The following is a 25,744-nucleotide window of genomic DNA, read 5'->3' on the forward strand; positions in this document are numbered from 1 at the left end:
TCGGTGCTCGTCCCGTGAGGCCCCGCCGATGACGCATCCCGGTCGCAGGGGATTGCATGATCATGCATTCCCGTGTATATATTCTACTCGTGTCCAAGGTGCTCACTTCTCTGCCTGTCGGCGAGCGTGTCGGGATCGCCTTCTCCGGTGGCCTCGACACTTCGGTAGCGGTCGCGTGGATGCGGGAGAAGGGTGCAGTGCCGTGCACCTACACCGCCGAAATCGGCCAGTACGACGAACCTGACATCGCCTCGGTGCCGGGGCGTGCCACCGCGTACGGCGCGGAGATCTCCCGGCTGGTCGACTGCCGGGCGGCCCTGGTCGAGGAGGGACTCGCGGCCCTGGCCTGCGGGGCCTTCCACATCAAGTCCGGCGGCCGCACGTACTTCAACACCACCCCGCTCGGGCGGGCCGTCACCGGCACCCTGCTGGTGCGCGCGATGCTCGAGGACGGCGTGCAGATCTGGGGAGACGGCTCCACCTTCAAGGGCAACGACATCGAGCGGTTCTACCGCTACGGTCTGCTCGCCAATCCCTCTCTGCGGATCTACAAGCCGTGGCTGGACGCCGACTTCGTCAACGAGCTCGGCGGGCGCAAGGAGATGTCCGAGTGGCTGCTCGCCCACGCGCTGCCCTACCGGGACAGCGTGGAGAAGGCCTACTCCACCGACGCCAACATCTGGGGCGCGACGCACGAGGCCAAGTCCCTTGAGCACCTCGACACGGGCATCGAGATCGTCGAGCCCATCATGGGCGTGCGTTTCTGGGACCCCGCCGTCGAGATCGCGACCGAGGACGTCACGATCGGCTTCGAGCAGGGACGTCCGGTGACGATCAACGGCAAGGAGTTCCCCTCCGCCGTCGATCTGGTGCTGGAGGCCAACGCCATCGGCGGCCGTCACGGCCTGGGCATGTCCGACCAGATCGAGAACCGGATCATCGAGGCCAAGAGCCGGGGCATCTACGAGGCGCCGGGCATGGCGCTGCTGCACGCGGCCTACGAGCGGCTGGTCAACGCGATCCACAACGAGGACACCCTCGCCAGCTACCACATCGAGGGACGGCGGCTGGGCAGGCTGCTCTACGAGGGCCGCTGGCTGGACCCGCAGGCGCTGATGCTGCGCGAGTCGCTGCAGCGCTGGGTCGGCATGGCGGTGACCGGAGAGGTGACCCTGCGGCTGCGGCGCGGTGAGGACTACTCCGTGCTGGACACGTCCGGGCCGGCGTTCAGCTACCACCCGGACAAGCTCTCCATGGAGCGCACCGAAGACTCCGCCTTCGGCCCGGTGGACCGCATCGGTCAGCTGACCATGCGCAACCTCGACATCGCCGACTCTCGTTCCAAGCTGGAGCAGTACGCCAGGCTCGGCATGGTCGGCAGCCAGCAGCCGGCGTTGATCGGGGCCGCCCAGGCGGCGTCGACCGGGTTGATCGGCGCGATGCCCGAGGGCGGAGCCGAGGCGATCGCCTCTCGCGGTGAGGTCTCCAGCGAGGAGGAGCTGCTCGACCAGGCCGCCATGGAGCTCGGCACCGACTGACGACCACGACTGGGGCGCCCGGTGTCGCCGGGCGCCCTTCGACGTCATCAAGCCGGGCCAGGGACGTCCGCAAGCCGGGGACGTCTGCAAGCCGGGCCGGGGACGACAGGCCGGGGGCGTCTGCAAGCCGGACTGGGGGCGTCCGGAAGCCGGGTCAGGCGTGGGCGTGGGCGGTGAGGAGCTCGGTGATCCGGGTGAACCCGTCGGCGCCGTGGCCTTCTGCGATGACGCGGCGGGCCCAGCCCTCGGCCGCGCGCATCACACTCGCGTCGATGCCGTGGGCCTCGGAGGTATGGACGACGTGGGCCATGGACGAGGCCGCCGAGGTGATCGGGTTGCCCTCGCCGGAAAACCCGCCGCTGTCCACTTCCGCCGCCGCCTCCTCGAAGATGGGCGGCAGGATCGCGCCGATGCCTTTGGCGAACGGCGCCAGCTCCCGCGCGGTCACCCCTTCGGCCCGCGCCACCGCCAGCGCGTGCGCGTAGCCCGCCATCGCGGTCCAGAAGACGTCGAGCAACGCGATGTCGTAGGCCGCCGCCCGGCCGATCTCCTCGCCCAGATGGGTGTGCGTGCCGCCGAGGGCCTCCAGCACCGGCCGGTGCCGCCGGTAGAGCTCCTCCGGGCCGCTGTGCAGGAACACCGCGGCCGGGGTGCCGATGGTCGTGGTCGGCGTCATGATCGCGCCGTCGAGATATTCGATGCCGTGCCCGGCGGCCCAGGCCGCGGTGCTCCGGGCGCGGCCGGGCGTGTCGGCCGTCAGGTTCACGAGCGTGCGTCCCCCGAGCGCGCCGGCGACCGCCTCGCGCCGCACGACGGCGTCCGCCGCGTCGTAGTTCACCACGCAGACCACGGTCAGCTCGCTCGCGGCGACAGCCGCCTCCGGTGTGGGAGCGCCGTACGCGCCCCGCTCGGCCAACTGCCGGTCCTTGCCCGGCGTCCGGTTCCAGACCGTGGTCCGGAGGCCGGCGTCCAGGAAGGCCCCGGCCAGGGCCCGGCCCATCGGCCCAAGGCCGAGCACGGTGACGGCAGACTGGTGGGCGTGCTGGCTCATGTCTCGACTCCTGCATGCATGACAGCGAAGGCGCTGAACGGAATGGAAAGATGACGCGTAGCCGTGCCGGAGACACGAACGTCTGCGGGGTCACCGCCGCGATCGCCGTGATCGACGGCAAGTGGAAGACGATCCTGCTCTGGCTCCTGGAATCCGCTCCGCGTCGCCCTGGCGAGCTGGTCCGGCGGCTGCCGGGCCTCACCGAGAAGGTGCTGACTCAGACGCTCAGGGAGATGGAGGCCGACGGGCTGGTGCACCGTGAGGTGCACGACGGCCGCCCGCTGAAGACGGTGTACTCACTGACCGATTTCGGCCGTGAGCTCTCCCAGGCGCTGGCGCCGCTGTCCGACTGGGGACATCGCCGCCTGGAGAAGCTGGCCCGGGAGGCGCCGTCCGGGGAGGCGCCATCCGAGGGGATGCCGTCCGGGGAGGCGCAGGCAGGGCCCCTGCCGGTCTCCTGACACACCGCCGTCACCCCCGTTCCCGCCTGGCATCGGGCCGCCTTCCGGCTGCCCGCAACCAGCTTCACGCCGCTCGGCCCCAGCCGACAAGTACCCACAAAAAGGTGGGTAGGCGGTGAAGCCCCGCCCCCACGATCAGCGGTTCTTTGCCCAGCGCATACGTGGTCTTTGCCCGGGTAGCTCGGCCCATGTCCGCGAGGACGAGATCGACCGCCGGAGGGGGAGGCGCGGTGGCACTGCGGATCGAGGACTACGGGCTGCTCGGCGACCTCCACACGGCCGCGCTGGTGGGACGCGACGGGTCGATCGACTGGCTGTGCCTGCCCCGGTTCGACGCCCCCGCGTGCTTCGCCGCCCTGCTCGGCGACGAACGGGCGGGGTTCTGGCGCCTGGCCCCCGCGGCGGGCGGGCTCTGCACGCGCCGCCGCTACCGCGGTGACTCCCTCGTCCTGGAGACGGAGTGGGACACCCCCGAGGGATCCGTACGCGTGATCGACGCGATGCCGCCACGCGGTGAGGCGGCCGACGTGGTGCGCGTCGTGGAGGGGGTCAGCGGACGGGTGCCGATGCGGATGGCGCTGCGGCTGCGGTTCGACTACGGGCACATCGTGCCCTGGGTGCGCCACCAGGACGGACGGCTCGCGGCGGTCGCCGGACCGGACGCCGCCTGGCTGAAGACGCCGGTGCCGCTCAGCGGCGAGGACATGACGACCTACGCTGGTTTCGAGGTGGCTGCCGGGCAGCGGGTGCCGTTCGTGCTGACCTACCGGCACTCGCACGAGCGCATGCCACGTCCGGTGGACGCGGAGAAGGCCCTCGCCGACACGGAGGCGTTCTGGACGTCGTGGATGCGCGGCTTCCGATACGAGGGCCGGTGGGAGGAGGCCGTGCGCCGATCACTGGTCGTGCTGAAGGCGCTGACGTACGCGCCGACCGGCGGCATCGTGGCCGCGGTCACCACTTCGCTGCCGGAACAGCCGGGCGGGCCACGCAACTGGGACTACCGGTTCTGCTGGCTGCGCGACGCGACGTTCACGCTGCAGGCGCTGCTGGGCACCGGCTTCGTCGCCGAGGCCAGGGCCTGGCGGGAGTGGCTGCTGCGGGCCGTGGCCGGAGACCCGGCCGACCTGCAGATCATGTACGGCATCGACGGCACCCGCCGCCTGCCGGAATACACGCTGGACTGGCTGCCCGGCTACGAGGGCTCGGCTCCGGTGCGGGTGGGCAACGCGGCGTCCGGGCAGTTCCAGCTCGACGTGTGGGGCGAGGTCCTCGACGGGCTGCACCTGGCCAGGACGGCCGGCATCCACGCCGACGAGCAGGCATGGGACCTGCAACGGGCGTTGCTGGACTTCCTGGAAGGCCACTGGGACGACCCGGACAACGGGCTGTGGGAGGTGCGCGGCGACCGCCGCCACTTCGTGCACTCCAAGGTCATGGCGTGGGCCGGCCTGGACCGCGCCGTGCGGGCCGTCGAACGATTCGGCCTGGACGGGCCCGCGGATCGGTGGCGCGCCACCCGCGACAAGATCCACGCCGAGGTGTGCGACCGCGGCTACGACGCGGAGCGGCGCACGTTCACCCAGTTCTACGGCTCGAAGGGGCTGGACGCCGCCCTGCTGCTGATCCCCCGGGTGGGGTTCCTGCCGTGGAACGACCCGCGGGTGGCCGGCACCGTAGAGGCGGTGCGACGCGAGCTGTGCTCCGACGGGTTCCTGCTGCGCTACGAGCCGCAGGCCGACGGCAACGTGGACGGCCTTCCCGGCACCGAGGGGGCCTTCGTCACCTGCACGTTCTGGCTCGCCGACGCCCTGTACGGCCTCGGCCGCCACCGGGAGGGGTACGAGCTGTTCGAACGGCTGCTGAGCCTCCGTAACGACCTCGGGCTGCTGAGCGAGGAGTACGACCCCGGGACCGGGCGGCAGCTCGGCAACACCCCGCAGGCGTTCAGTCATGTCGGGCTGGTGAACGCCGCCCTTCACCTGTCCGGCGCCCGGCCGGCCGAGCGCACCGCGCACGGCCGCGATCACGTTGGAGGTGAGCGCTGATGCGCGCTCTCACCGTCATTCCGTCGCTGAAGGACTCCCTGGCCGTCACCGAGGTCCCCGATCCGGAGCCGGGCGAGGGGGACCTGCTCGTCGACGGTCTCGCCGTCGGCGTGTGCGGCACCGACAAGGAGATCGCCGCAGGGGAGTACGGCTGGGCCCCGCCCGGCCGCGAGCGCCTGGTCATCGGCCACGAATCGCTGGGCAGGGTGCGGCAGGCGCCGTCCGGCAGCGGCTTCGCCCCGGGTGACCTCGTGGTCGGAGTGGTCCGCCGGCCCGACCCGGTGCCGTGCGGCGCCTGCGCGCACGGGCAGTTCGACATGTGCCGCAACGGTCGTTACACCGAGCGCGGCATCAAGGAACTCGACGGATACGCAAGTCAGAGCTGGGTGGTCGAGCCCGGCTACGCCGTCGGGCTCGACCCTCGGCTGGCCGACGTCGGAATGCTCCTCGAACCCACCAGCGTCGTCGCCAAGGCCTGGGACGAGGTGGAGAAGGTCGGCGCCCGGGCCTGGTTCGCGCCGAAGACCGCGCTGGTCACCGGCGCGGGTCCGATCGGCCTGCTCGCGGCGCTGCTCGGCGTGCAGCGCGGGCTGGAGGTGCACGTTCTCGACCGGGTCACGGACGGCCCCAAACCGGCCCTCGTACGGGACCTCGGCGCGGTCTACCACGCCGGGGACGCCGCAGAGGTCGCCGCGAAGGTGCGCCCCGATGTGGTGATCGAGGCGACCGGCGCGGGGCCGGTCATCTTCGCCGTGGCGGCCAACACCGCGCCGTACGGCATCGTCTGTCTCACCGGCGTCTCCTCGGCCGGGCGCCGGATCACGCTCGACGCGGGCAGCCTCAACCGCGACATCGTGCTGGAGAACGACGTGCTCATCGGCTCGGTCAACGCCAACTGCGGCCACTACGCCACCGCGGCCGACGCCCTGGCCAAGGCCGACCTCGCCTGGCTGAACCGGCTGATCACCCGCAGGGTGCCGCTGGAGTCGTTCCGGGACGCCTTCACCGCCGGGCCGGAGGACGTCAAGGTCGTCGTCGAGTTGTGACGGCTCTCCCGCTCACAGCACAAAGATCAGCATGGCGGTGAGGCCGAGGGTCGCCGCCACGAAGCCGGCCGTCCTGGGCTGCCGGGCGGCCTCCCGGCGGGAGGAGACGACCAGCAGGGCGCCCACGGCGAGCGCCGCCACAAGGTGCAGGCCGTACCAGACGGGAATGGGCACCCTGGTCAGGAAGGTGCCGGACAGCAGGTCGTCGGCGGACCCGTAGCCGCCGAGTTCGGCGACCGCGGCCAGGCCCAGCACCGGGAGCGCGTACCGGAACCGGCCGAGCAGGGCCCAGACGACGGTCCCCAGGCCGAGCAGGATCGCGCAGCGGTGGTGCAGTTGCCGTGCGAGCAGGCCGCCGTGATCGTCGAAGCTGATGTCGAGGATCGAATGGTAGGCGGCGCTCATCTGCACGCCTCGCAGCGGCTCGTAGTCGCCGGTGTAGGAGACCGTCTCGCCGCTGGGCACGTAGGAGAACGCCAGGACGCCGCCGGTGATCAGGAAGGCCGCGAACAGGTAGATGAGCATCTCACCCATCGCCTGCCTCGTCCGATTCACCGGCACATTTCAGCACATGTGGGTGCCTCAGGAGGGCGGAAACAGGTGGACCGCCGCGGCGGGTGTCTCGCGGGTCGTGAACGGAACCGGGCTGAGCGCGTCGAGGCGATCGGCGAACTCGGCCGCGAGGCCGGTCAGGACCAGGATCCCCGCCGCCGTCTCCGACACGCGCTGTTGCGCCACGATCAGGGCGGTGATGCCGGTGCTGTCCCAGTAGGTCACCGCGGACAGGTCGATCACCAGCCTCGGCGCCGGTGTGCCGGAGACGAGCTCGCCGACCGCCGCGGTGATCTGGGGGGCCGCCTGCTCGTCGAGGGCGCCGTCCAGCTCCAGGACGGCGTGCGAGTCGAGACGGCGCAGCCGGGGGGTGGCGGATTGGCGTGACGCGGGCCCGGGGAGGGCGAAATCGGCCGTGGCCCGGGTGCCGTCCGGACCGGAGCCGATCGTGAACCGGTCCGACAGGTAGCGGGCGAGCCACAGCCCGTGCCCGTGCCTGACCGGCCATGCGGCGGCGTCGTGCTCGGACGAGCCGGGGTCGGCGACCTCGCACCGCAGCACGCCGTCGAGCTGCCGGATCCTCGCCCGTCCGGTTCCCGAGCCGTGGAAGACCGCGTTGGTGGCGAGCTCGTGGACGGTGAGGACCAGGTCTATGGACCGTCCGTGGGGAAGCCCGGCGTGGACGACGTGGGCTTCCAGCGTCTCCCGCAGGGGGTAGAGCGACCCGCGGTCGAACGATTGGTCGAGGATCAGCACCGGCGTTCCGGCGTCCCGCCTCTCGCCGCCGGAGCACGAGGCGACGTGGGTGGCGTGGGAGGTTCCGTCATCGCTCATGCGTGGTCACCAGGCTGATCCCGGGAATGCCCTGTGCGCCGAGCAGCACGAACCGCGGCGCGATGGCGGGGTTGCAGCGCAGGACGACCGCACGGGCGGGCGCCAGGCTCCGCGCCACGTCGATGATCGTCCGGGTGCAGGACAGGTCGATGAAGGACAGCTCGGCCATGTTGATCGTGACGGGGCCGTCCGTCCTGATCGCCTCGCTCAGCGCCAGGACCAGGGCGTCCTCGGCCGCCCGGTCGATCTGTCCCGCCAGCCGGATTCCGGGCGGCGCGTACTGGCGGCAGATCCGCAGCAACGGGTCGTCGTAGTAGGTGGCCGCGGTGACCGCCCGCGTGTGAAACGGGGAGACCGAGGCGAGGGTGACCGGGTCGAAGCGTTCCCGGTCGTACTGGCACAACACCGACACGCTGCTGTCCGACAGGATCGTCGCGATCTTCTCCTCGAAGGCGGGCAGCTGCTCCACGCCGTGGACCGGCCGCAGCGCCCAGCCCATGTCGAGGGCAACCCGTAGTCCCGAGTAGCCCTCGTGCGAGGTCAGCTCCATCTGGGAGCTCAGCCACCCCATCGCGTGATCGAGGTCGAAGGTCTGGCCGGACAGCAGGCCCTCCTGAGAGGCGACGACGTCCATCCGGCCGCTCTCGGTGGCGGACTGCACGGCGATCCCGCGGCGGCTCAGCTCGGCCGCCGCTCCCTGCGGCTCCTCGCACAGCCAGACGACGCGCAGTCCTCCCGCGAGCCCGTCCCGTACGAACGCCGCGGTGAGGTCGAGCAACTCCTCCGGCTCACCGAAGGTCAGGCATGCGTGATCGTTGATCGTCAGGTCCGTGATCTGCACCTCAGCACTGACCGTCACCGCGCCACCACCCCCGGGGCGGTCCCCGCCGCCTACTGCCTGATCGGAGTACCCATCCTAGTGACGGGCATTCGTAAAGAATCGGTCTCGGTGTTGGCGCGAGGACCTACAGGTACGTCGGCGTACGACCGGCCCGGTCGCGGAACATCCACCAGTTCCAGACCTGGGAGAGCACCATCAGCGGCACCATGACCGCGGCGAAGACCGTCAGAATCCGCAGGGTGCCCGCCTCCGCCATCGCCTCCGCCAGCCGCAGGCCGGTGCCGGGGGCCCCGGAGGAGACCAGCGCGAAGGGGTGCAGGCCCGCGCCGAGTGCCACGACGGGCAGGGCGGCCGCACACGAGGTCGCGGCGAAGGCACGGCCCGAACGGCCCGCGCGCAGCAGAGCCGCCCCGGCGAGGAGCACGACCACCAGGGCAACGCCGGTCGCGAGGGCGGGCCACGGGTTGACGAGGGCGTGCCGTGCCGAGGTGAGGAAGCCGGTGACGAGGACGGCGGCCGCCGCCACGGCCGCCATGAGCAGGGCACGACCGCCGGCCCGCGCGGCCCGCGCGCCCGGCTCGCCGCCGGTCCGCCAGGCCAGGAAGGCCGCCCCGTGCGCGAGGAACACCGCCGCGGTCGTGGCGCCGCACAGCAGCACGAAGGGGTGAAGCAGGTCGGCCGGTCCGATCGAGAAGACGTTCCGGGCGTCCAGCGGCACCCCGGCGAGGAGGCGGCCGGTCACGAGCCCCCACCCCACGGCGGGCACCAGCCCGCCCAGGAAGATCAACCCATCCCAGAGCCGGCGTGCCGAGGCGCCCCGGTGGCGGCTGCGCAACTGTACGGCGGCGTTGCCGACGACGATGCCGGCCAGGATCGCCGCGAACGGGAAGTACATCCCGGACAGCAGTCGCCCTTCCAGGAAGGGGAAGGCGCCGAACAGCACCCCCGCCGCGGCCACCAGCCAGACCTCGTTGCCGAGGAAGAACGGGCCGAAGGCGTTGAGCAGCGCGCGCCGCTCGCGGTCGTCGCGGCCGAGCCAGGGGGTGAGCATCTGCACGCCGTAGTCGAAACCGGCCAGGACGAAGTAACCGGCGAGCAGCAGCCCGAGCAGGGCCGGCCACACGAGTCCGAAAGTCACAAGGGCTCCTGTTTCACAAAGCGAGCGACGCGGTGGGCCGCTCCGGCTGCCCGTCGCCGGGTGCGCCGCCCAGGTCGGTGGCGGCCGGGCCGCGGCGGGCGTACCGGGCGATCAGCGCCACGTCGGCGACCGCCAGCGCGAGGAACACCCCGCAGAACAGGACCAGGGACGCCGTCATCGAGCCGACATGCGACCGCGCGGCGGCCGTCGTGAGCTCGCCGTACACCACCCACGGCTGGCGCCCCACCTCGCGCAGCAGCCATCCGCCGAGCGCGGCGACGAAGGGCAGGGGAACCGCGACCAGCAGCAGGTACGCCGCCGGGCGGAACCGGAGGTACCAGTCCCGGTAGAGCAGGACGAGGGCCACGACGATCAGCAGGAAGATCAGATAACCGGTGCCCTGCATGACGTCGAAGGCGGTGGCGATCCAGGAGGGCGGCCGGTAGTCCCCCGCGCCGAACCGCTGCACCAGTTGGGCCTGCACGTCCTCGACCCGCAGGGAGCCGACGTCGTCGATGTGACCCTGCAGGGTCGCCGCCTTCATCGGCTGGGTGTCCACGAGCGTCGGGATCTGCACGAACCCGTAGTAGAGCGCCACGAACGCCGCGGGCGTGGCCACGAACAGGCCGAGCCGCAGTGAGGCGCGGAAGAACTCCCGCTCCGCCGTGCGCTTGAGGAAGTGGTAGGAGCTCACCCCCGCCACGAACACTCCGCCGGCCATCAGCGCGGCGGTGGCCGCGTGCACCAGCGCGTTGATCGCGTTCGGGTTGGTGAGCATGGCCCCGAAGTCGGTGAGGTAGGCGACGCCGCCGCGCACCTCGTGCCCCACCGGGTGCTGCAGGAAGCCGTTGGCCACCATGATCCAGTACGCCGAGGCGTACGCGGTGAGGGTGACCAGCCAGATCAGCGTGACGTGCACCGCCTTGGGCAGCTTCCCCCAGCCGAAGATCCACATGCCCAGGAAGGTGGACTCGGCGAAGAAGGCGACGATCGTCTCGAGCGCGAGCGGAGCGCCGAAGACGTTGCCGGCGTACTCGGCCAGCCCGCTCCAGGCCAGCCCGAACTGGAACTCCATGACCAGGCCGGTGACGACGCCCAGCACGTAGTTCACGACGTAGATCTGCCCCCAGAACCGGGTCATGCGCTCCAGGAGCGGTGTGCCCCTGAGGGCGTGCCGGGTGTGCATCACCGCGATCAGCGGGGCGAGGCCGAGGGTGAGCATCACGAACAGCCAGTGGAAACCGGCCGTCGTCGCGAACTGGAGGCGCGCCAGCGTCTCGTCCGTCACCGGTGTCCGCCCGTCATCGATGTCCGCCCGTCACCGGCGGGGAGAGGTCCGGGGCGTGGGGGGTGCGACAAATCAGCCCTTTTCTCGCAAAGTCCGCAAGAGTGGACGGATCATATCCTCACACGTCGCGCGGAAGATGATCGGGGCCGTGACCCGATCAGGAGGATGCGGGGGCCGCCCCTGCGGAGCCGAACAGGATGCCGTCGAGCGTCATCGTGAGGTAGCCGGTCAGCTCGCCCGCCGGCATCGCCGCGATGGGACCGTCGGCCAGGACGTACCGGCTGAACGTGACCCCGATGAGGTGCGCGCCGAGCAGGTCGACCCGCAGCGCGACGTCCGGGCCGGTGAGCACGGTGCGGTAGGCGGCGATGCTCTCCTCTCGCATCGCCCGCAGCAGTGCCTTGGCGGCTTCCTGGTCACCGGCCGCGCTGCGTACGAGGGCGATGAAGGGGTCGGCGCTGTCGGCCGACTCCATGCGGGCGACGTAGGCGAGTGCGACCCGCCCCGCCAGGCCCTCGGCGTCCCCCCGGACGCTGTCGGCGAGGTCGCGCGTCCCCGGCACGGCGGCGAGGAAGAGCTGCTCCTTGGAGGAGAAGTGCAGCACCACGAGCCCGTGGGTCACCCCGGCCCGCTGCGCGATCTCCCTGATGGTCGCCTTCGCGTATCCGCGCTCGGCGAAGACCGAGCGTGCCGCGGTGAGGATGGCGGCTCGTCGCGCCTCGGGGTCGCGCACCCGCTTCCTCCGGGGGGCGGGCGCGGGCTCCGCGGCGCTGGACTGTGACGCGTCGGACACCATGCCGCTTACTGTACACGTGGACATTAGGGGCGACGTCGGCGTACATTACTGACCACGTGGTCAGTAGAAGTCCCCGCATACCAGGAGTGATCGCGATGAACCTCGCCCCGCTCTCCCCCGACGACACCACCGTGGTCCTGGTCGACTACGCCGTCGGCTTCGCCAACCTGCTCCGCTCACACGACCTGCGCGAGCACATCGCCAACGTCGCCGGCCTCGCCAGGACCGCCACGGCGTACGGCAGCGGCCTGGTGGTGACCAACGGTGAGGCGTCCAAGCCCTCGGGCCCGCTCTATCCGGAACTGCTGGAGGTCATCGGCGACCGGCCGGTGATCGAGCGCACGACGGCGTTCAACTCCTTCCTCGATCCGGCCTTCGCCGAGGCCGTTCGCGCCACCGGCCGCCGCAGGCTGGTCATCGGCGGCATCGCCACCGACGGGTGCGTGCTGCAGACCGCGCTCGGCGCGTTGCGCGAGGGCTACGAGGCGTACGTCGTGGTGGACGCCACGGCGAGCCTCAGCAGGGAGGCCCACGACGCGGCGGTGCAGCGGATGGCGATGTCCGGCGTCGTGCCGGTCACCTGGTGGTCGCTGGCCGCCGAGTTCCAGTTGGAGCCGCGCTTCGCCGACGCGCCGTACCGCGCGCAGTTGATGAGCGAGTTCCAGCCGGCCATGACGATGGCGGGCCGCACGTTCTTCGCCGGCGTGCGTCAGGGGCGGCTCGCGCCCGCGACGGCCTGAAACCGGGGCCCGCAAAGCAGGGTTAAAGCAGGGTTAGCGGCGCAGCCGGGTCACGGTGGCGTACAGGGCCAGGGAGAGGGCCGCCCAGGTCAGGGTGGCGACCGTGAGGGACAGCCACAGTGGCCAGGTGGTCACCGTGAGCGCCACGATGACGGCGAAGCCGATCAGTCCGAGGGCGCCGAAGGTCGCGCCCCGCACGTCCTGCCCGGCCTGGCGTACGCCCTCCTCCTTGGCGACGAGGGTGACGCTCGCCAGCAGGATCGCCGGGAACGCGAGGAAGATCCCGCCCGCGCGCGGGCCGGCCAGCACGGACACCACCCCGGCGAGGGCCGACACTCCGGCGCCGAACGCGAACCGGACCGCCCAGTCGCGCCTGGGCGGTCGCCGTAGCTCACTGAGCCGCAGCCGCACCTTTCGCTCGTCATCGCAGGCCTGTTCGTCGTCGGAAGCCCGGCCGCCATCAGGAGGTGGCCCGTCGTCGGCAGGCCGCCCGCCGCCGGGAGCCGGGCCGTCGTCTCGGCGGGCGCTCACGACGGGCGCGCCGGTGGCGCGAGGTCCAGGGCCGCCGGCCCGGGAGGCGAGCCGGGGACCGTCGTGGTGCGGACGCCGAGCAGGCCCTGCGGCGCCAGCGCGTGACCGATGGCCACGACGACGCCCCAGACGGCGAGCGCGGCCAGCGCCCCCCGCCAGGCGCCCCACCTGCGCAACAGAGGGACGGCGATCAGGCAGTAGAGGGTGAACCCGACGGCGCCGATCTGCATGCCCCGGGCCGAGGCGAGGACGTCGGGGACACCGGCGATGCCGGCGGTGACGATGAGGCTGGCCAGGGCCACCGAAGGGGCGGCGCAGAACACCCCGGCGAGCCGTTTCGGCGTCAGCATCTCGGCCAGCGCCGCGAAGGCCAGCACGAAGACGCCCCCGGCCAGCGCCTTCAGCACGACCTCCACGATCTGGCCGGTCACCTCGCCCACACCGCGTCCCCTCCCCAGCCGACACAGATGATCGGGGGGCGCCGCTCGCCGGTTGAACCGCGTTGATTTCCGGCACGGGTACGCGCGAAACCCTCGGCGTGGACGGCGTACAGAGCGCGTCAATACTCGGTTCGAACCCGTATGAAAGCCGTCAAGAGCCGCCAAATGCCCCTGATTCCGGACTTTGCTTGTGCTGAGACCGCCGTAGTCCGGCGGACGTGATCACAACCGAGGAGTGGGGATGGCGGACGTCATCTTCGTCGCTCTGACGATCGCGGTGTTCGTGGTCGCAGGGCTCGTCGTGAGGGCGGTGGAGCGCCTGTGAGCGTGATCAACGCCGTCGGTCTCGGCGTGGCCGCTGCGCTGCTGGTCTTCATGGTCGCGGCCCTGTTGTTCCCGGAGCGCTTCTGATGGGCGCGGCAGCGGCGGGGGCCCTGCTCGTGCTTTCCGTCGTCGCGGTGCTCGCCGTCGTCCACCTGCTGCTGGGCGACTACCTGTACCGGGTCTACACCGGCACCCGCCACACCGCGGCCGAGCGCCTCGCCTACCGGCTCATCGGCGTGCGGCCGGACGCCGAGCAGCCTTGGGCGGTCTACGCACGCGCCCTGCTGGCCTTCTCCGCGGTCTCCGTGCTGGTCGTGTACGGCATGCAGCGACTGCAGGACCGGCTGGTCCTCGGCCTCGGGCGGCCCCCGGTGCCCGCCCACGTCGCGTGGAACACGGCCGTCAGCTTCGTGACGAACACCAACTGGCAGGCGTATCCGGGCGAGACCGTGATGGGTCACCTGGTGCAGATGGCCGGCCTGGCGGTGCAGAACTTCGTGTCCGCGGCGGTCGGCATGGCCGTCGCGATCGCGCTCGTGCGGGGCTTCGCCCGCAGGCAGGCCGACACCATCGGCAACTTCTGGGTCGACCTCGTGCGCGGGACGTTCCGGGTCCTGCTGCCGATCGCGTTCGTCGCCGCAGTGGTTCTGGTCGCCGGGGGCGTGGTGCAGAACCTCGCGTCGCCGCACACGGTGACGACGCCGGCCGGGGCCACGCAGAGCATCACCGGCGGGCCGGTGGCGAGCCAGGAGGCGATCAAGGAGCTTGGCACCAACGGCGGCGGCTTCTACAACGCCAACTCCGCCCATCCCTTCGAGAATCCGGCGGGGTGGACGAACTGGCTGCAGATCATCCTGCTCCTGGCGATCCCGGTCGCGCTGCCGCGCACCTTCGGCCGCATGGTCGGCCAGGTGCGTCAGGGACACGCGATCCTCGCCGTCATGGCGGTGATCGCCCTGGTGAGCGTGCTGCTGACGAACGTCTTTGAGATCTCCGGCGGCGCCACCGTCCCCCGCGCCGTCGGGGCGGCGATGGAAGGCAAGGAGGTCCGCTTCGGCGTACCCGGCTCGGCGACGTTCGCCGCGGCCACGACGCTGACCTCGACCGGCGCCGCCGATTCCGCCCATGACTCCTTCACCCCCCTGGGGGGCATGATGACGATGCTGAACATGATGCTCGGTGAGGTCGCGCCGGGCGGCGCCGGTTCCGGCCTGTACGGCATCCTCGTGCTGGCGTTGATCACCGTCTTCGTGGCCGGGCTCATGGTGGGCCGTACGCCGGAGTACCTGGGCAAGAAGATCGGCTCGCGCGAGATCAAGCTGGCCTCGCTCTACTTCCTGGTCACCCCGGCGCTCGTGCTCGCCGGCACGGCCGCGGCGATGGGCAACCGGGCGGGGCTCGCGGCCATGTCGAACGGCGGCCCCCATGGGCTCTCGGAGATCCTCTACGCGTTCACCAGCGCCTCCAACAACAACGGGTCGGCGTTCGCCGGGATCTCGGCGGGCACGCCGTGGTGGTGCGTTGCGCTCGGCCTGTGCATGGTCCTCGGCCGGTTCCTGCCGATCGTCTTCATCCTCGCGCTGGCCGGCTCGCTGGCCAGGCAGGCGCCGGTGCCGGTCTCCGCGGGGACGCTGCCCACCCACCGCCCGCAGTTCGTCGGGATGGTGGCCGGGGTCACAGTCGTCCTCGTCGCCCTCACGTTCCTGCCGGCCCTCGCGCTCGCGCCGCTCGCGGAAGGACTCTCCTAGCCATGCCGACGACGGCATCACCCCGCACGGGCGGCAGGATCGGCGGCGGCCTGCTCAATCCGCGGCAGCTCGTCACCTCGCTGCCCGACGCGCTGCGGAAGCTGAACCCGGTGACGCTGTGGCGTAACCCGGTGATGCTCGTGGTCGAGGTCGGTGCGGCGTTCACGACCGTGCTGGCGTTCAGTAATCCCTCGTTCTTCGCGTGGGCGATCGTGGTGTGGTTGTGGCTGACCGTGCTGTTCGCCAATCTGGCCGAGGCGGTGGCCGAGGGCCGGGGCAAGGCTCAGGCCGCGACGTTGCGGGCGGCCAAGCGCGACACCATGGCCCGGCGTCTGGCGGACCCGGGCGATCCGGCCCGGTGGGAGGTGGTGGGCGCCCCGGAACTGCGGCAGGGTGACCATGTCGTGGTCGAGGCCGGGGAGGTCATTCCGGGTGACGGCGATGTGGTGGAGGGCATCGCCAGTGTGGACGAGTCGGCGATCACGGGTGAGTCCGCGCCGGTGATCCGCGAGTCGGGCGGGGACCGCTCGGCGGTCACGGGCGGCACGAAGGTGTTGTCGGACCGGATCATCGTGCGGATCACGCAGAAGCCAGGGGAGAGCTTCATCGATCGGATGATCGCTCTGGTCGAGGGCGCCGATCGGCAGAAGACCCCCAACGAGATCGCTTTGAACATCCTGCTGGCCGCGCTCACGATCATCTTCCTGATCGCCACCGTCACCATGCAGCCGCTGGCCATCTACTCCAAGGCGCAGAATCCAGGCGTACCGGACACGCCCGCGCTCGGCGCCGAGGGGGTGAGCGGGGTGGTGCTCGTGTCGCTGCTGGTCTGCCTGATCCCGACGACGATCGGGGCGTTGTTGTCGGCCATCGGCATCGCGGGCATGGACCGCCTGGTGCAGCGCAACGTGCTGGCCATGTCCGGCCGTGCGGTCGAGGCCGCCGGAGACGTCAGCACCCTGCTGCTGGACAAGACCGGCACGATCACGTTGGGCAACCGGCAGGCGTCGCAGTTCGTCCCGGTCGAGGACGCCTCGCAACTCGACCTGGCCGAGGCGGCGCAGCTGGCCAGTCTCGCCGACGAGACTCCCGAGGGCCGCTCCGTCGTTGTGCACGCCAAACAGGCCTACGGCCTGCGTGAGCGGCGGCCGGGTGAGCTGGCCCACGCCGAGTGGATCGCCTTCACCGCCCAGACCCGCATGTCCGGGGTGAACCTGGACGGCCGGCAGGTCCGCAAGGGCGCCGCGACCGCCGTGATGAAATGGGTCCGCGACAACGGCGGCCACCCCACCACCCACATCGGGCAACTCGTCGACGGCATCTCCGCCTCCGGCGGCACCCCCCTGGTCGTCGGCGAGATCACCGACGGCGGCACCGCGCGCGTGCTCGGGGTGATTCACCTCAAGGACGTCGTCAAACAGGGCATGCGCGAGCGGTTCGACGAGATGCGCCGGATGGGCATCCGCACCGTCATGATCACCGGAGACAACCCGCTGACCGCCAAAGCCATCGCCGACGAAGCCGGCGTGGACGACTTCCTCGCCGAGGCCACCCCCGAAGACAAACTCGCCCTCATCCGCAAGGAGCAGGAAGGCGGGCGGCTGGTCGCCATGACCGGCGACGGCACCAACGACGCCCCCGCCCTGGCCCAGGCCGACGTCGGAGTCGCGATGAACACCGGCACCTCGGCCGCCAAAGAAGCCGGGAACATGGTCGACCTCGACTCCAACCCCACCAAACTCATCGAGATCGTCGAGATCGGCAAACAACTACTCATCACCCGCGGGGCGCTGACGACCTTCTCCATCGCCAACGACATCGCGAAGTACTTCGCGATCATCCCCGCGATGTTCGCGGCGGTCTATCCCGGCCTGGACACGCTGAACGTCATGCGGCTGCACAGCCCCCAGTCGGCCATCCTGTCCGCGGTGATCTTCAACGCCCTGGTCATCGTCGCCCTGATCCCCCTCGCCCTGCGCGGCGTCCGCTACCGCCCCTCCAGCGCCCCCAAACTGCTCAGCCGCAACCTGTCCGTCTACGGCCTCGGCGGGATCATCGTCCCGTTCCTCGGCATCAAACTCATCGACCTGCTCGTCCAACTCCTGCCTGGGATGTCCTGATGGCTGCGAACGTCATGGAACGCCTGCCGAACACGCTCCGCCGGCACCTCGCGGCGGTCCGGGCCGTCGCCGTGCTGACGGTGATCCTGGGCGTGCTGTATCCCCTGCTGGTGACCGGCATCGCCCAGGTCCTCCTCCCCCACCGGGCCGGCGGCTCGATCCTGCGCGAGGACGGCAGGGACGTGGGCAGCGCCCTCATCGGGCAGAGCTTCACCGGCAGGGACGGCCACCCACTCACGAAGTACTTCCAGAGCCGTCCCTCCGCGGGCGGGTACGACCCGCTGGCCTCGGGCGCGAGCAACCTCGGCCCGCAGGACGTCGTCGACCGGCTGCCCGACCCCCGGGGGACCGGCCAGGCCGCGAGGAAGGGCAGGATCTCCCTGCTGACCCAGGTCTGCGCGCGCTCCAAGGAGGTCGGTGCGCTGGAAGGCGTCAGCGGGGCCCGGCCGTACTGCACCGGCGACGGGGTCGGCGCGGTGCTGAAGGTCTTCCCCGCCGTCGGCACGCCGACCCGGGTGGTCAGCGTCAACCAGGCGTGCCCGGCCACGCCGTTCATCCCGGTCTACCAAGGGGTGAAGGTCGAGTGCGGCAAGCCGGGCGAGGACTACGCGGCCGGACGTACCGTGCCGGTCCGCGGAAACGCCCGAGCGGTCGTCCCGCCGGACGCCGTCACCGCGAGCGGCAGCGGCCTCGACCCGCACATCTCCGTCGCCTACGCCGAACTGCAGGCCCCCCGGGTCGCCAGGGAACGAGGGCTGGACGTACACAGGGTGCGGGCCCTGATCGCGGAGCACACCACCGGCAGGGCGCTCGGGTTCATGGGCGAGCCCGGCGTGAACGTGCTGGAGCTCAACCTGGCCCTCGACAGGAAGAGGTGAGCGGCCATGCCACGCGGGCGGCTGCGGATCTACCTCGGCGCGGCACCCGGGGTCGGCAAGACCTACGCCATGCTGTGCGAGGGGCACCGCCGCGGGGAACGCGGCACGGACGTCGTGGTCGGCCTGGTGGAAACCCACGGCCGCGCACGCACGGCGCAACTGCTGGAGGGACTGGAGATCGTCCCCCGCAGGACCCTGACCTACCGGGGTGCGGCCTTCACCGAGATGGACGTCGACGCGGTCATCGCCCGGCGCCCGCGCGTCGCCCTGGTCGACGAGCTGGCGCACACCAACGTGCCCGGCTCACGCAACGCCAAGCGCTGGCAGGACATCGACGAACTCCTCGACGCCGGGATCGACGTGATCTCCACGGTCAACATCCAGCACCTGGAGTCGGTCAACGACGTCGTCCAGCACATCACCGGCATCCCCCAGCGCGAGACCGTGCCCGACGAGGTCGTACGGCGGGCCGACCAGGTCGAGCTGGTCGACATGACTCCGGAGGCGCTGCGGCGGCGGCTCGCGCACGGCAACGTGTACATGCCGGAGAAGGTGGACGCCGCGCTCGCCAACTACTTCCGCGTCGGCAACCTCACCGCACTGCGCGAGCTGGCCCTGCTGTGGCTCGCCGACGAGGTGGACGAGCAGCTCGACCGCTACCGCGCCGAGCACGGCATCGCCGACACGTGGGAGGCGCGCGAGCGCGTCGTCGTCGCCCTGACCGGGGGACCGGAGGGCGACACCCTGGTCCGGAGGGCGGCCCGCATCGCCGCCCGCACCAAGGGCGCCGACCTGCTCGCCGTGCACGTCACCCGGGCCGACGGGCTCGCCGGCGGCGACCCGGCGCTGCTGGCCCGCCAGCGTGCCCTCGTGGAGAGCATGGGCGGCACCTACCACCAGGTGGTGGGCGACGACGTGCCGCGGGCGCTCCTGGAGTTCGCCCGCGGCGTCAACGCCACTCAGCTCGTGCTCGGCGCCTCCCGGCGCGGCCGGTTCGCCCAGATCTTCAGCAGGGGGGTGGGCGTCGAGACGACCGCCAGGTCCGGCTCGATCGACGTCCACATGATCACGCATGAGCAGGCGAAGAAGGGGCGGGAGCGCCCGCAGCGGTCGCGGGCGGCGCTCACCCGGCAGCGCAGGCTGACGGGGTGGGTCGTCGCGCTCACCGGCCTGCCGCTGCTCACCGCCGTCCTGCTTCCCTTCCGGGGCACGCTGGCGCTGCCCAGCTTCATCCTGCTGTTCCTGACCACCGTCGTGGGCGTGGCGCTGATCGGCGGCATGTGGCCGGCGATCACGGCGGCGGTCGCGACTTCGCTGCTGCTGAACTTCTTCTTCACCCCGCCGCTGCACACGCTGACGATCGCCAATCCGGAGAACTTCTTCGCCCTGGTCGTCTTCGTGTTCGTCGCGGCGGCGGTCAGCATGATCGTGGACGTGGCGGCCCGCCGTACGAGGGAGGCGGCCCGCGCCGGGGCGGACGCGGAGATCCTGTCCGCGCTGGCCGGGCACGTGCTGCGCGGCGAGGCCGCCGTGCCCTCCCTGCTCGCGCGTACGCGGGAGACGTTCGGCCTGGTCTCGGTCACCCTGCTGGAACGGCGGCCCGAGGCGGGGCAGGGACCGGACGACCGGTCCGACCCCTCCTCCTGGCGGATCGTCGCCACCTCGGGGGGAGAGCCGTGCACCTGCCCGGACGCCGCCGGCATCGACGTGGACATCGACGGCGATCTCGTGCTCGCCGCGCGCGGCCGGCTGCTCGACGCGTCCGAGCGCCGCGTTATCGAGGCGTTCGCCGCGCAGGTCGCGGTGGCCCTGCGGCAGGAACGGCTGGAGGAGGAGGCCGGGCAGGCCAGGCCGCTCGCGGAGGCCGACAGGATGCGCACCGCGCTGCTCGCGGCGGTCAGCCACGATCTGCGCACCCCGCTGGCCGCCGCGAAGGCCGCCGTGGAGAGCCTGCGCGCCACCGACGTCGAGTGGTCCGCGGAGGACCGCGCCGAGCTGCTGGAGACCGCGGACGAGTCGCTGGCCAGGCTCGACCGCCTGGTGGCGAACCTTCTCGACATGAGCCGCCTGCAGGCCGGGGTGCTCGGCGTGGCCGCCCAGCCGGTCGCCGTCGAGGAGGTCGTGCCCCGGGCGGTCGACGACATCGAGCCGCTCACCGCCGAGGTGAAGATCGACATCCCGCACGACCTCCCCGAGGTCGTCGCCGATCCGGCGCTGCTGGAGCGGGTGCTCGCCAACCTCGTCGCCAACGCCGTCCGCTACACCCCCGCCGGAGAGAGCGTGCTCGTCACCGCCAGCAGATACGGCAACCGGGCCGAGGTCCGGATAATCGACCGTGGGCCCGGTGTGCCACGCGACGCCTACGACCGGATCTTCCTGCCCTTCCAGCGGCTGGGGGACCGGGACAACCACAGCGGGGTCGGACTGGGCCTGGCCCTGGCACGCGGACTGACCGAGGCGATGGGAGGAGAGTTGACGCCCGACGAGACGCCTGGGGGAGGGCTCACCATGATCCTCACCCTGCCCGTCGCCGTACACCTCCACGACCTGCGTGAGAGCCCGGCGGAACACGGCGGTTCCCGGCGGCTCGACGGTTCTCCGGATCTCGACGGTTCTCCGGATCTCGACGGTTCTCCGGATCTCGGCGGTGGAGCGCCGTGAGCCGGATCCTCGTCGTCGACGACGAGCCGCAGATCCTGCGCGCGCTGCGGATCAACCTGGCCGCGCGCGGCTATGAGGTCGTCGTCGCGGTGGACGGCGGCTCCGCGCTGCGCGAGGCCGCGGACCGGCGTCCCGACCTGATCGTGCTGGACCTCGGGCTGCCCGACATGGACGGGGTCGAGGTCATCCACGGCGTACGCGGCTGGAGCAGCGTGCCGATCATCGTGCTGTCGGGGCGCACCGGCAACCAGGACAAGATCGACGCGCTGGACGCCGGCGCGGACGACTACGTCACCAAGCCCTTCGGGGTGGACGAGTTGCTGGCCCGCGTGCGCGCGGTGACCCGGCGCACCGGCTCCCGGGAGAGCGAGCCCGCCCGCGTACGGGTCGGGGAGCACGTGATCGACCTCGCCGAGAAGACCGTCTCCGGCGACGTACGGCTGACGCCGACCGAGTGGCACATCCTCGAACTCCTCGTGCGCAATCCCGGCAAGCTGATCAGCCAGCGGCAGCTGCTGAGCGAGGTGTGGGGCGCGCAGTACGTCAAGGAGACGCACTACCTGCGGCAGTACATGGCCCAGCTCCGGCGCAAGCTGGAGAAGGAGCCCGCCCACCCCGCCCACCTGATCACCGAGCCGGGCATGGGCTACCGCTTCACTCCCTGACGGCCGCACTCCGACGTCGTGCCGCGGCGGCCCTTCGATCGCTCCGGCACGACGCTTCGGGACGGCGCTTCGGAGGAGGACGGCTCGGGACGGCCTGGGACGCGTCGGGACGGCTCGGGACGGGTTCGGGGAAGGGAACGTCGGGACGCCTCGTGGGGGCGGAACTGTCGGTCGGGTGCGGAAGAATCCCTTCATCATGACCACCACCACCGCGCCGACGAATCCCGCGCCGACCATCCCCGCGCAGGCGGACGTGCCCGCACGTTCCCTGCCGGTCGAGCTCGTCGACGGCCCGGGGGGCGGGCTCTACCTGCTCCCCTTCGCGCCGCTCACCCCGGACGACTGCGAGGCCCTGTCCGTGCTCCTCGCCGCCCGTGCCGCCGCCGTACGCCGGAGGGAATCCGCATGATCGTCTGGCTGAACGGGACGTTCGGCGTGGGGAAGACCACCACGTCGGCGGAGCTCGTGCGGTTGATCCCGGAGGCTCATTTCTTCGACCCCGAGCAGGTGGGCATCATGCTCAGGCATGCCACGGGCCTGCCCAAGGTCGAGGACTTCCAGGACTGGGCGCTCTGGCGGACGCTCGTCGTAGAGACCGTCACGCGACTGGCCGGGCAGCTCGGCGGCGTCCTCGTCCTGGCCCAGACCGTCCTGGCCGAGGACTACTGGCAGGAGATCCGCGCTGGCCTGGAGACGGCGGGCATCCCGCTGCACCACTTCGTGCTCCACGCCGACCGGGCCACGCTCGTCCGCAGGATCGAGGGGGACCCGCAGCTGCCCCCGTCATGGCGGCTGGACCATCTGACGGCCTACCAGGACGCACTCCCCTGGCTCAGCCGCGAGGCACGGATCATCGACACGACGCACCTCCCCCCGACCGAGGTCGCGGCGCACATCGCCGCCGCCGTCACACCCGATCGGACCTGACCCCGCCCTTCACCCACTGTTCACAGGGCTCAGGCGAGCGTGTATTCCGTGTCTCCGAAGTCGGCCACCACCCGCAACCTGCCGCCCAACGCCTCGACGTAGGACCGGAGGGTCGACACCTCGGCTCTGTCAATCTCTCCGTGCTCGATCGCGGACACTCGAGGAGCGGAAACACCCATCAGCGCGGCGACATCCCGCTGGGTCAAGTCCTGCTCCTGCCGAATCTCCGCAAGCCGGTGGGCGCGTGCTTCCGCGGCCAACCGATCCATGTCGGTCCTTTTCTGTTCCTCCGACCGCACCGGCAGTCCTGAGGCCTCACGGCGCTCATGCACCCTGCGCTTGGTTTCCTCCCAGCCCACAGAGGTCATTCGTACTCCCTGATTTTCAGCTCGATGAGATGAGCCTCGTAGCGCTTTTCGGCCAGCGGGATATTAACGTCGTACCATTTCTGCCAGTTCCCCGCTTTGTCGCCCGCAACCAGGAGCACCGCTCGGCGTACCGGATCGAAGGCGAACAGGATGCGGATCTCGCTGCCACCCACAGATCCCGGTCGCAGCTCCTTCAGATGGTGAAGCTCGGCGTCCTTGATGCGATCTACTAGTGGACGCCCAAGCGCGGGGCCGGCCTCGGCCAGCATGTCTATGGCGTCCTCGACCTGCTCCGCACTATCCCAGTCCTCCTCGGCGAGTGCTTCGAACCACGCCGCGACCTCCGCGACCAGGACCACTTCCCATTGAGCCACGACGCGCAGGTTAACGCAAGTGTTAACTTCGCAGGTCGGTAATGGAGCGATCGGATCGGTGGGCCATGGTTAGTGTGGCGCGGATCACATCGGGTGCATGTCACGAATGGGCGGGCCGCTTCCATCTGCTGGTCGTCAACGGTCAGACGAGGAGGCGGAACGATGAGCGCACAGCACGAAGCCGGCGCGGCGACCATCCACCGAGTGGTGATCCTGGGTGCGGGATACGCGGGCCTGTCCGCGGCGATCCAGCTCGCGTCGAGGGTCGGGCCGGGCGAGAACGTGCGGGTGACCCTGGTGAACGCGCAGGAGCGGTTCACCGAGCGGCTGCGGCTGCACATGACGGCGAGCGGGCAGCGGCTCGCCGAGCTGAGCATCCCCGAACTGCTGGAGGGCACGGGCGCGCACTTCGAGCGCGGGTGGGTGACGGCGGTGGACGTGAACGCGAAGACCGTGCGGATCGACGACGAACACGTCCTGCCCTACGACACGCTGGTGTACGCGCTGGGCGGCGTGGCCGACACGGCGGCGGTCCCGGGGGTCGAGGACCACGCGTACACCCTGAACAGCGCCCAGGACGCCGAGGTGCTGGCCGACCGGCTGTCGCGGCTCGGCAGGGGCACGGTGGTGGTCGTCGGCAGTGGGCTGACCGGCGTCGAATCGGCCGCGGAGATCGCCGAACGGCACCCGGAGCTGAACGTCGTGCTGCTGGGCCGCAGCGAGCCAGGGGCGGCCATGAACCCGAAGGCCAGGGCATACGTCCGGGCCGCGCTCGACCGCCTGAAGGTGGAGGTGCGCAGCGGGGCCGAGGTGGTGAAGGTGCTGCCCGGCACGGTCGAGCTGGCCGGCGGGGAGAGCGTGGCGGCCGACGCGGTCCTGTGGACGAGCGGCACGCGGGTGTCGCCGCTGGCGTCCGCCGCCGGGCTGACCGTCGACGAGCACGGCCGCATCGTCACCGACGCCGCGCTGCGGTCGGTGTCCCACCCCGAGGTGTACGCCGTGGGTGACGCGGCGGCGATCCGCCAGGGGTACGGCGTCATGCACGGCACCTGCCAGAGCGGCATGCCGACCGGTGTGCACGCCGCGCTGTCGATCCTCCGGGAGCTGAAGGGCAAGCGGCCCAAGCCGTTCCGCTTCGGCTACTACCACACGCCGGTCAGCCTGGGCCGGCACGACGCGGTCGTGCAGTTCACTCACCCCGACGACAGCCCCCGGCGGCTGCACCTGACGGGCCGCGTCGCCGTCCGATACAAGGAGACGGTGACTGCCGCACCGTGGCCCACGTGGGGCCGCATGAAGAAGATGCCCGCCTCGGGCGTGTTCTGGCCCCGCGGGGGCCGCTTCACCCGCGTCCGGGAGGCGTGATGACCCAGCCCCCCGACAAGGCCCGGCCCCCCGACATGGCCCGGCCCCCCGACATGGCCCGGCCCCCGTACCTGACCGAGACCGCCGACCTCGACCAGCAGGTGTTCGTCCAGCACCGGAACCTGCTGTTCTCGGTGGCCTACCGCTTCCTCGGAAGCGCGGCCGACGCCGAGGACGCGGTCCAGGACGCCTGGCTCAACTGGTCGGCGGCCGACCGTTCGCAGGTGGCCGACCCGAAGGCGTACCTGACGCGGATCGTGTCGAACGTGGCGCTGGAACGGCTGCGCTCCACGCAGCGCAAGCGTGAGGCCTATGTGGGGCCGTGGCTTCCGGAGCCCATCCTGACCAGCGGAGACACCGCCGAGACCGTCGCGGACGCCGAGTCGGTGTCGATGGCGATGCTCGTCGTGCTGGAGACGCTGAGCCCGCTCGAGCGTGCGGTGTTCGTGCTGAAGGAGGTCTTCGACTTCAGCCACGCCGAGATCGCGGAGGCGGTCGAGCGGTCCGAGGCCGCCGTGCGGCAGGCCGCGCACCGCGCCCGCGAACACGTGCGGGCCCGGCGGCCGCGCTTCGCGACGGACCGGTCGCGGCAGCGTCAGGTCACCGAGCGGTTCTTCGCCGCCGCCACCGGCGGTGACGTGAACGCCCTGATGGAACTGCTGTCCCCGGACGTCACCCTGTGGACCGACGGCGGCGGCAAGGTCCGCCAGGCCCTGCGCCCGGTCGTGGGCGCGGCGACGGTGGCCGCCTGGTTCGCGGCCGTCGGCACGGTCAGCTACCAGGGCGTCGAGCCCGCCGACATGAACGCCGAGCTCGTCGAGATCAACGGCGGTCCCGGCATCGTCTTCAGCGCTCCGGGTCGCGTGGTCGCCACCGTCACCTTCGATTTCGACACCGACGGCCGGATCACCACCATCCATAACGTGGCCAACCCGGACAAACTCCAGGCAGTCGCCGATGGCACCACCCGCAGCCTCGGGACGCGCTGAGCACCGGCCTCCGGCAGGCGC

At 71.3% G+C, this 25,744-nt stretch carries 26 protein-coding genes; 15 read left to right on the plus strand and 11 right to left on the minus strand.

All coding sequences use genetic code 11. From position 1 onward, the window contains the following. The first annotated feature begins 89 nt into the window (after nucleotides 1-89). Nucleotides 90-1,538, plus strand: a complete 1,449-nt coding sequence (argG, locus tag ACIBK1_RS02605; protein ID WP_396731750.1) for an argininosuccinate synthase — start codon at nucleotides 90-92, stop codon at nucleotides 1,536-1,538. A gap of 154 nt (nucleotides 1,539-1,692) precedes the next feature. On the opposite strand, the gene ACIBK1_RS02610 is transcribed toward argG, so the two are convergent. Beyond that, entirely contained in the window at nucleotides 1,693-2,589 is an 897-nt protein-coding gene (locus ACIBK1_RS02610) for an NAD(P)-dependent oxidoreductase (protein WP_396731753.1), read from the minus strand. A gap of 50 nt (nucleotides 2,590-2,639) precedes the next feature. Between ACIBK1_RS02610 and ACIBK1_RS02615 the strand changes: the two genes are divergently transcribed. The 3 genes from ACIBK1_RS02615 (at nucleotide 2,640) to ACIBK1_RS02625 (ending at nucleotide 6,144) form a co-directional block, all read left to right on the plus strand. After that, nucleotides 2,640-3,050 carry a winged helix-turn-helix transcriptional regulator gene (locus ACIBK1_RS02615; protein WP_231514174.1) on the plus strand — a complete coding sequence of 137 codons (411 nt, stop codon included), beginning with the start codon at nucleotides 2,640-2,642 and terminating at the stop codon, nucleotides 3,048-3,050. A gap of 188 nt (nucleotides 3,051-3,238) precedes the next feature. Next, on the plus strand, nucleotides 3,239-5,098 hold the full coding sequence (locus ACIBK1_RS02620; protein ID WP_051762719.1) for a glycoside hydrolase family 15 protein: 1,860 nt from the start codon (nucleotides 3,239-3,241) through the stop codon (nucleotides 5,096-5,098). Beyond that, nucleotides 5,098-6,144 carry a glucose 1-dehydrogenase gene (locus tag ACIBK1_RS02625; protein WP_357312856.1) on the plus strand — a complete coding sequence of 349 codons (1,047 nt, stop codon included), beginning with the start codon at nucleotides 5,098-5,100 and terminating at the stop codon, nucleotides 6,142-6,144. The genes ACIBK1_RS02620 and ACIBK1_RS02625 overlap by 1 nt, the downstream gene beginning before the upstream one ends. 12 nt (nucleotides 6,145-6,156) lie before the next feature. On the opposite strand, the gene ACIBK1_RS02630 is transcribed toward ACIBK1_RS02625, so the two are convergent. The 6 genes from ACIBK1_RS02630 to ACIBK1_RS02655 form a co-directional block, all read right to left on the minus strand. Next, a complete protein-coding gene (locus tag ACIBK1_RS02630) occupies nucleotides 6,157-6,678 on the minus strand; it encodes a hypothetical protein (RefSeq protein WP_030512027.1) in 522 nt (173 codons plus the stop codon). A gap of 48 nt (nucleotides 6,679-6,726) precedes the next feature. Continuing rightward, nucleotides 6,727-7,530, minus strand: a complete 804-nt coding sequence (locus ACIBK1_RS02635) for an STAS domain-containing protein (protein ID WP_051762718.1) — start codon at nucleotides 7,528-7,530, stop codon at nucleotides 6,727-6,729. Continuing rightward, complete coding sequence (locus tag ACIBK1_RS02640; protein ID WP_081904013.1) at nucleotides 7,520-8,389, minus strand: MEDS domain-containing protein; 870 nt, start codon at nucleotides 8,387-8,389, stop codon at nucleotides 7,520-7,522. Before ACIBK1_RS02640 ends, ACIBK1_RS02635 begins: the two co-directional genes overlap by 11 nt. Before the next feature lie 106 nt (nucleotides 8,390-8,495). Further along, nucleotides 8,496-9,509 carry a cytochrome d ubiquinol oxidase subunit II gene (cydB, locus tag ACIBK1_RS02645; RefSeq protein WP_030512024.1) on the minus strand — a complete coding sequence of 338 codons (1,014 nt, stop codon included), beginning with the start codon at nucleotides 9,507-9,509 and terminating at the stop codon, nucleotides 8,496-8,498. Between the two features lie 13 nt (nucleotides 9,510-9,522). Further along, nucleotides 9,523-10,797 (minus strand): cytochrome ubiquinol oxidase subunit I, encoded by a 1,275-nt coding sequence (locus ACIBK1_RS02650; RefSeq protein ID WP_396731760.1) that lies wholly within the window; start codon nucleotides 10,795-10,797, stop codon nucleotides 9,523-9,525. A 157-nt stretch (nucleotides 10,798-10,954) separates the two neighbouring features. Next, the gene (locus ACIBK1_RS02655) at nucleotides 10,955-11,593 is read right to left on the minus strand and encodes a TetR/AcrR family transcriptional regulator (RefSeq protein WP_051762717.1); all 639 of its coding nucleotides are present in this window, start codon (nucleotides 11,591-11,593) and stop codon (nucleotides 10,955-10,957) included. A 95-nt stretch (nucleotides 11,594-11,688) separates the two neighbouring features. Here ACIBK1_RS02655 and ACIBK1_RS02660 point away from each other — a divergent pair, with 95 nt between their 5' ends. Beyond that, complete coding sequence (locus ACIBK1_RS02660) at nucleotides 11,689-12,333, plus strand: isochorismatase family protein (RefSeq protein ID WP_051762716.1); 645 nt, start codon at nucleotides 11,689-11,691, stop codon at nucleotides 12,331-12,333. A gap of 33 nt (nucleotides 12,334-12,366) precedes the next feature. Here ACIBK1_RS02660 and ACIBK1_RS02665 read toward each other — a convergent pair whose 3' ends face one another. Together ACIBK1_RS02665 and ACIBK1_RS02670 are read right to left on the minus strand one after the other, a co-directional pair. Next, complete coding sequence (locus ACIBK1_RS02665; RefSeq protein WP_030512020.1) at nucleotides 12,367-12,744, minus strand: DUF3147 family protein; 378 nt, start codon at nucleotides 12,742-12,744, stop codon at nucleotides 12,367-12,369. Nucleotides 12,745-12,860: 116 nt separating this feature from the next. Further along, a complete protein-coding gene (locus ACIBK1_RS02670) occupies nucleotides 12,861-13,304 on the minus strand; it encodes a hypothetical protein (protein ID WP_396731764.1) in 444 nt (147 codons plus the stop codon). A 321-nt stretch (nucleotides 13,305-13,625) separates the two neighbouring features. On the opposite strand from ACIBK1_RS02670, the gene ACIBK1_RS02675 reads away from it, so the two are divergent. The 8 genes from ACIBK1_RS02675 to ACIBK1_RS02710 all read left to right on the plus strand — a co-directional run bounded on the left by ACIBK1_RS02675 (nucleotide 13,626) and on the right by ACIBK1_RS02710 (nucleotide 22,627). Then, nucleotides 13,626-13,715: a potassium-transporting ATPase subunit F gene (locus ACIBK1_RS02675; protein WP_051762707.1), complete on the plus strand. Its 90-nt coding sequence runs from the start codon at nucleotides 13,626-13,628 to the stop codon at nucleotides 13,713-13,715. Continuing rightward, entirely contained in the window at nucleotides 13,715-15,376 is a 1,662-nt protein-coding gene (gene kdpA, locus ACIBK1_RS02680) for a potassium-transporting ATPase subunit KdpA (RefSeq protein ID WP_396731767.1), read from the plus strand. The genes ACIBK1_RS02675 and kdpA overlap by 1 nt, the downstream gene beginning before the upstream one ends. Before the next feature lie 2 nt (nucleotides 15,377-15,378). Further along, a complete protein-coding gene (gene kdpB, locus ACIBK1_RS02685) occupies nucleotides 15,379-17,496 on the plus strand; it encodes a potassium-transporting ATPase subunit KdpB (RefSeq protein ID WP_396731770.1) in 2,118 nt (705 codons plus the stop codon). Nucleotides 17,497-17,510: 14 nt separating this feature from the next. Beyond that, entirely contained in the window at nucleotides 17,511-18,374 is an 864-nt protein-coding gene (locus tag ACIBK1_RS02690) for a potassium-transporting ATPase subunit C (RefSeq protein ID WP_396733117.1), read from the plus strand. Between the two features lie 6 nt (nucleotides 18,375-18,380). After that, nucleotides 18,381-21,035: a DUF4118 domain-containing protein gene (locus tag ACIBK1_RS02695; protein WP_396731773.1), complete on the plus strand. Its 2,655-nt coding sequence runs from the start codon at nucleotides 18,381-18,383 to the stop codon at nucleotides 21,033-21,035. After that, complete coding sequence (locus ACIBK1_RS02700; RefSeq protein ID WP_030511921.1) at nucleotides 21,032-21,700, plus strand: response regulator; 669 nt, start codon at nucleotides 21,032-21,034, stop codon at nucleotides 21,698-21,700. The genes ACIBK1_RS02695 and ACIBK1_RS02700 overlap by 4 nt, the downstream gene beginning before the upstream one ends. A gap of 196 nt (nucleotides 21,701-21,896) precedes the next feature. Next, on the plus strand, nucleotides 21,897-22,109 hold the full coding sequence (locus ACIBK1_RS02705; protein ID WP_076437008.1) for a hypothetical protein: 213 nt from the start codon (nucleotides 21,897-21,899) through the stop codon (nucleotides 22,107-22,109). Further along, nucleotides 22,106-22,627, plus strand: a complete 522-nt coding sequence (locus ACIBK1_RS02710) for an AAA family ATPase (protein WP_396731776.1) — start codon at nucleotides 22,106-22,108, stop codon at nucleotides 22,625-22,627. Before ACIBK1_RS02705 ends, ACIBK1_RS02710 begins: the two co-directional genes overlap by 4 nt. Nucleotides 22,628-22,656: 29 nt before the next feature. On the opposite strand, the gene ACIBK1_RS02715 is transcribed toward ACIBK1_RS02710, so the two are convergent. Both ACIBK1_RS02715 and ACIBK1_RS02720 read right to left on the minus strand, forming a co-directional pair. Then, nucleotides 22,657-22,995 (minus strand): XRE family transcriptional regulator, encoded by a 339-nt coding sequence (locus tag ACIBK1_RS02715; protein ID WP_396731779.1) that lies wholly within the window; start codon nucleotides 22,993-22,995, stop codon nucleotides 22,657-22,659. Then, complete coding sequence (locus tag ACIBK1_RS02720) at nucleotides 22,992-23,369, minus strand: type II toxin-antitoxin system RelE/ParE family toxin (RefSeq protein WP_231514167.1); 378 nt, start codon at nucleotides 23,367-23,369, stop codon at nucleotides 22,992-22,994. Before ACIBK1_RS02720 ends, ACIBK1_RS02715 begins: the two co-directional genes overlap by 4 nt. Nucleotides 23,370-23,531: 162 nt before the next feature. Between ACIBK1_RS02720 and ACIBK1_RS02725 the strand changes: the two genes are divergently transcribed. Continuing rightward, nucleotides 23,532-24,734: an NAD(P)/FAD-dependent oxidoreductase gene (locus ACIBK1_RS02725; protein WP_396731782.1), complete on the plus strand. Its 1,203-nt coding sequence runs from the start codon at nucleotides 23,532-23,534 to the stop codon at nucleotides 24,732-24,734. Continuing rightward, nucleotides 24,734-25,723, plus strand: coding sequence for an RNA polymerase sigma-70 factor (locus tag ACIBK1_RS02730; protein WP_331281189.1), 990 nt, complete (start codon nucleotides 24,734-24,736; stop codon nucleotides 25,721-25,723). Before ACIBK1_RS02725 ends, ACIBK1_RS02730 begins: the two co-directional genes overlap by 1 nt. Nucleotides 25,724-25,744 lie beyond the last annotated feature (21 nt).

It is taken from the genome of Microbispora rosea (genome assembly GCF_044460045.1).
Lineage (GTDB): Bacteria > Actinomycetota > Actinomycetes > Streptosporangiales > Streptosporangiaceae > Microbispora > Microbispora rosea.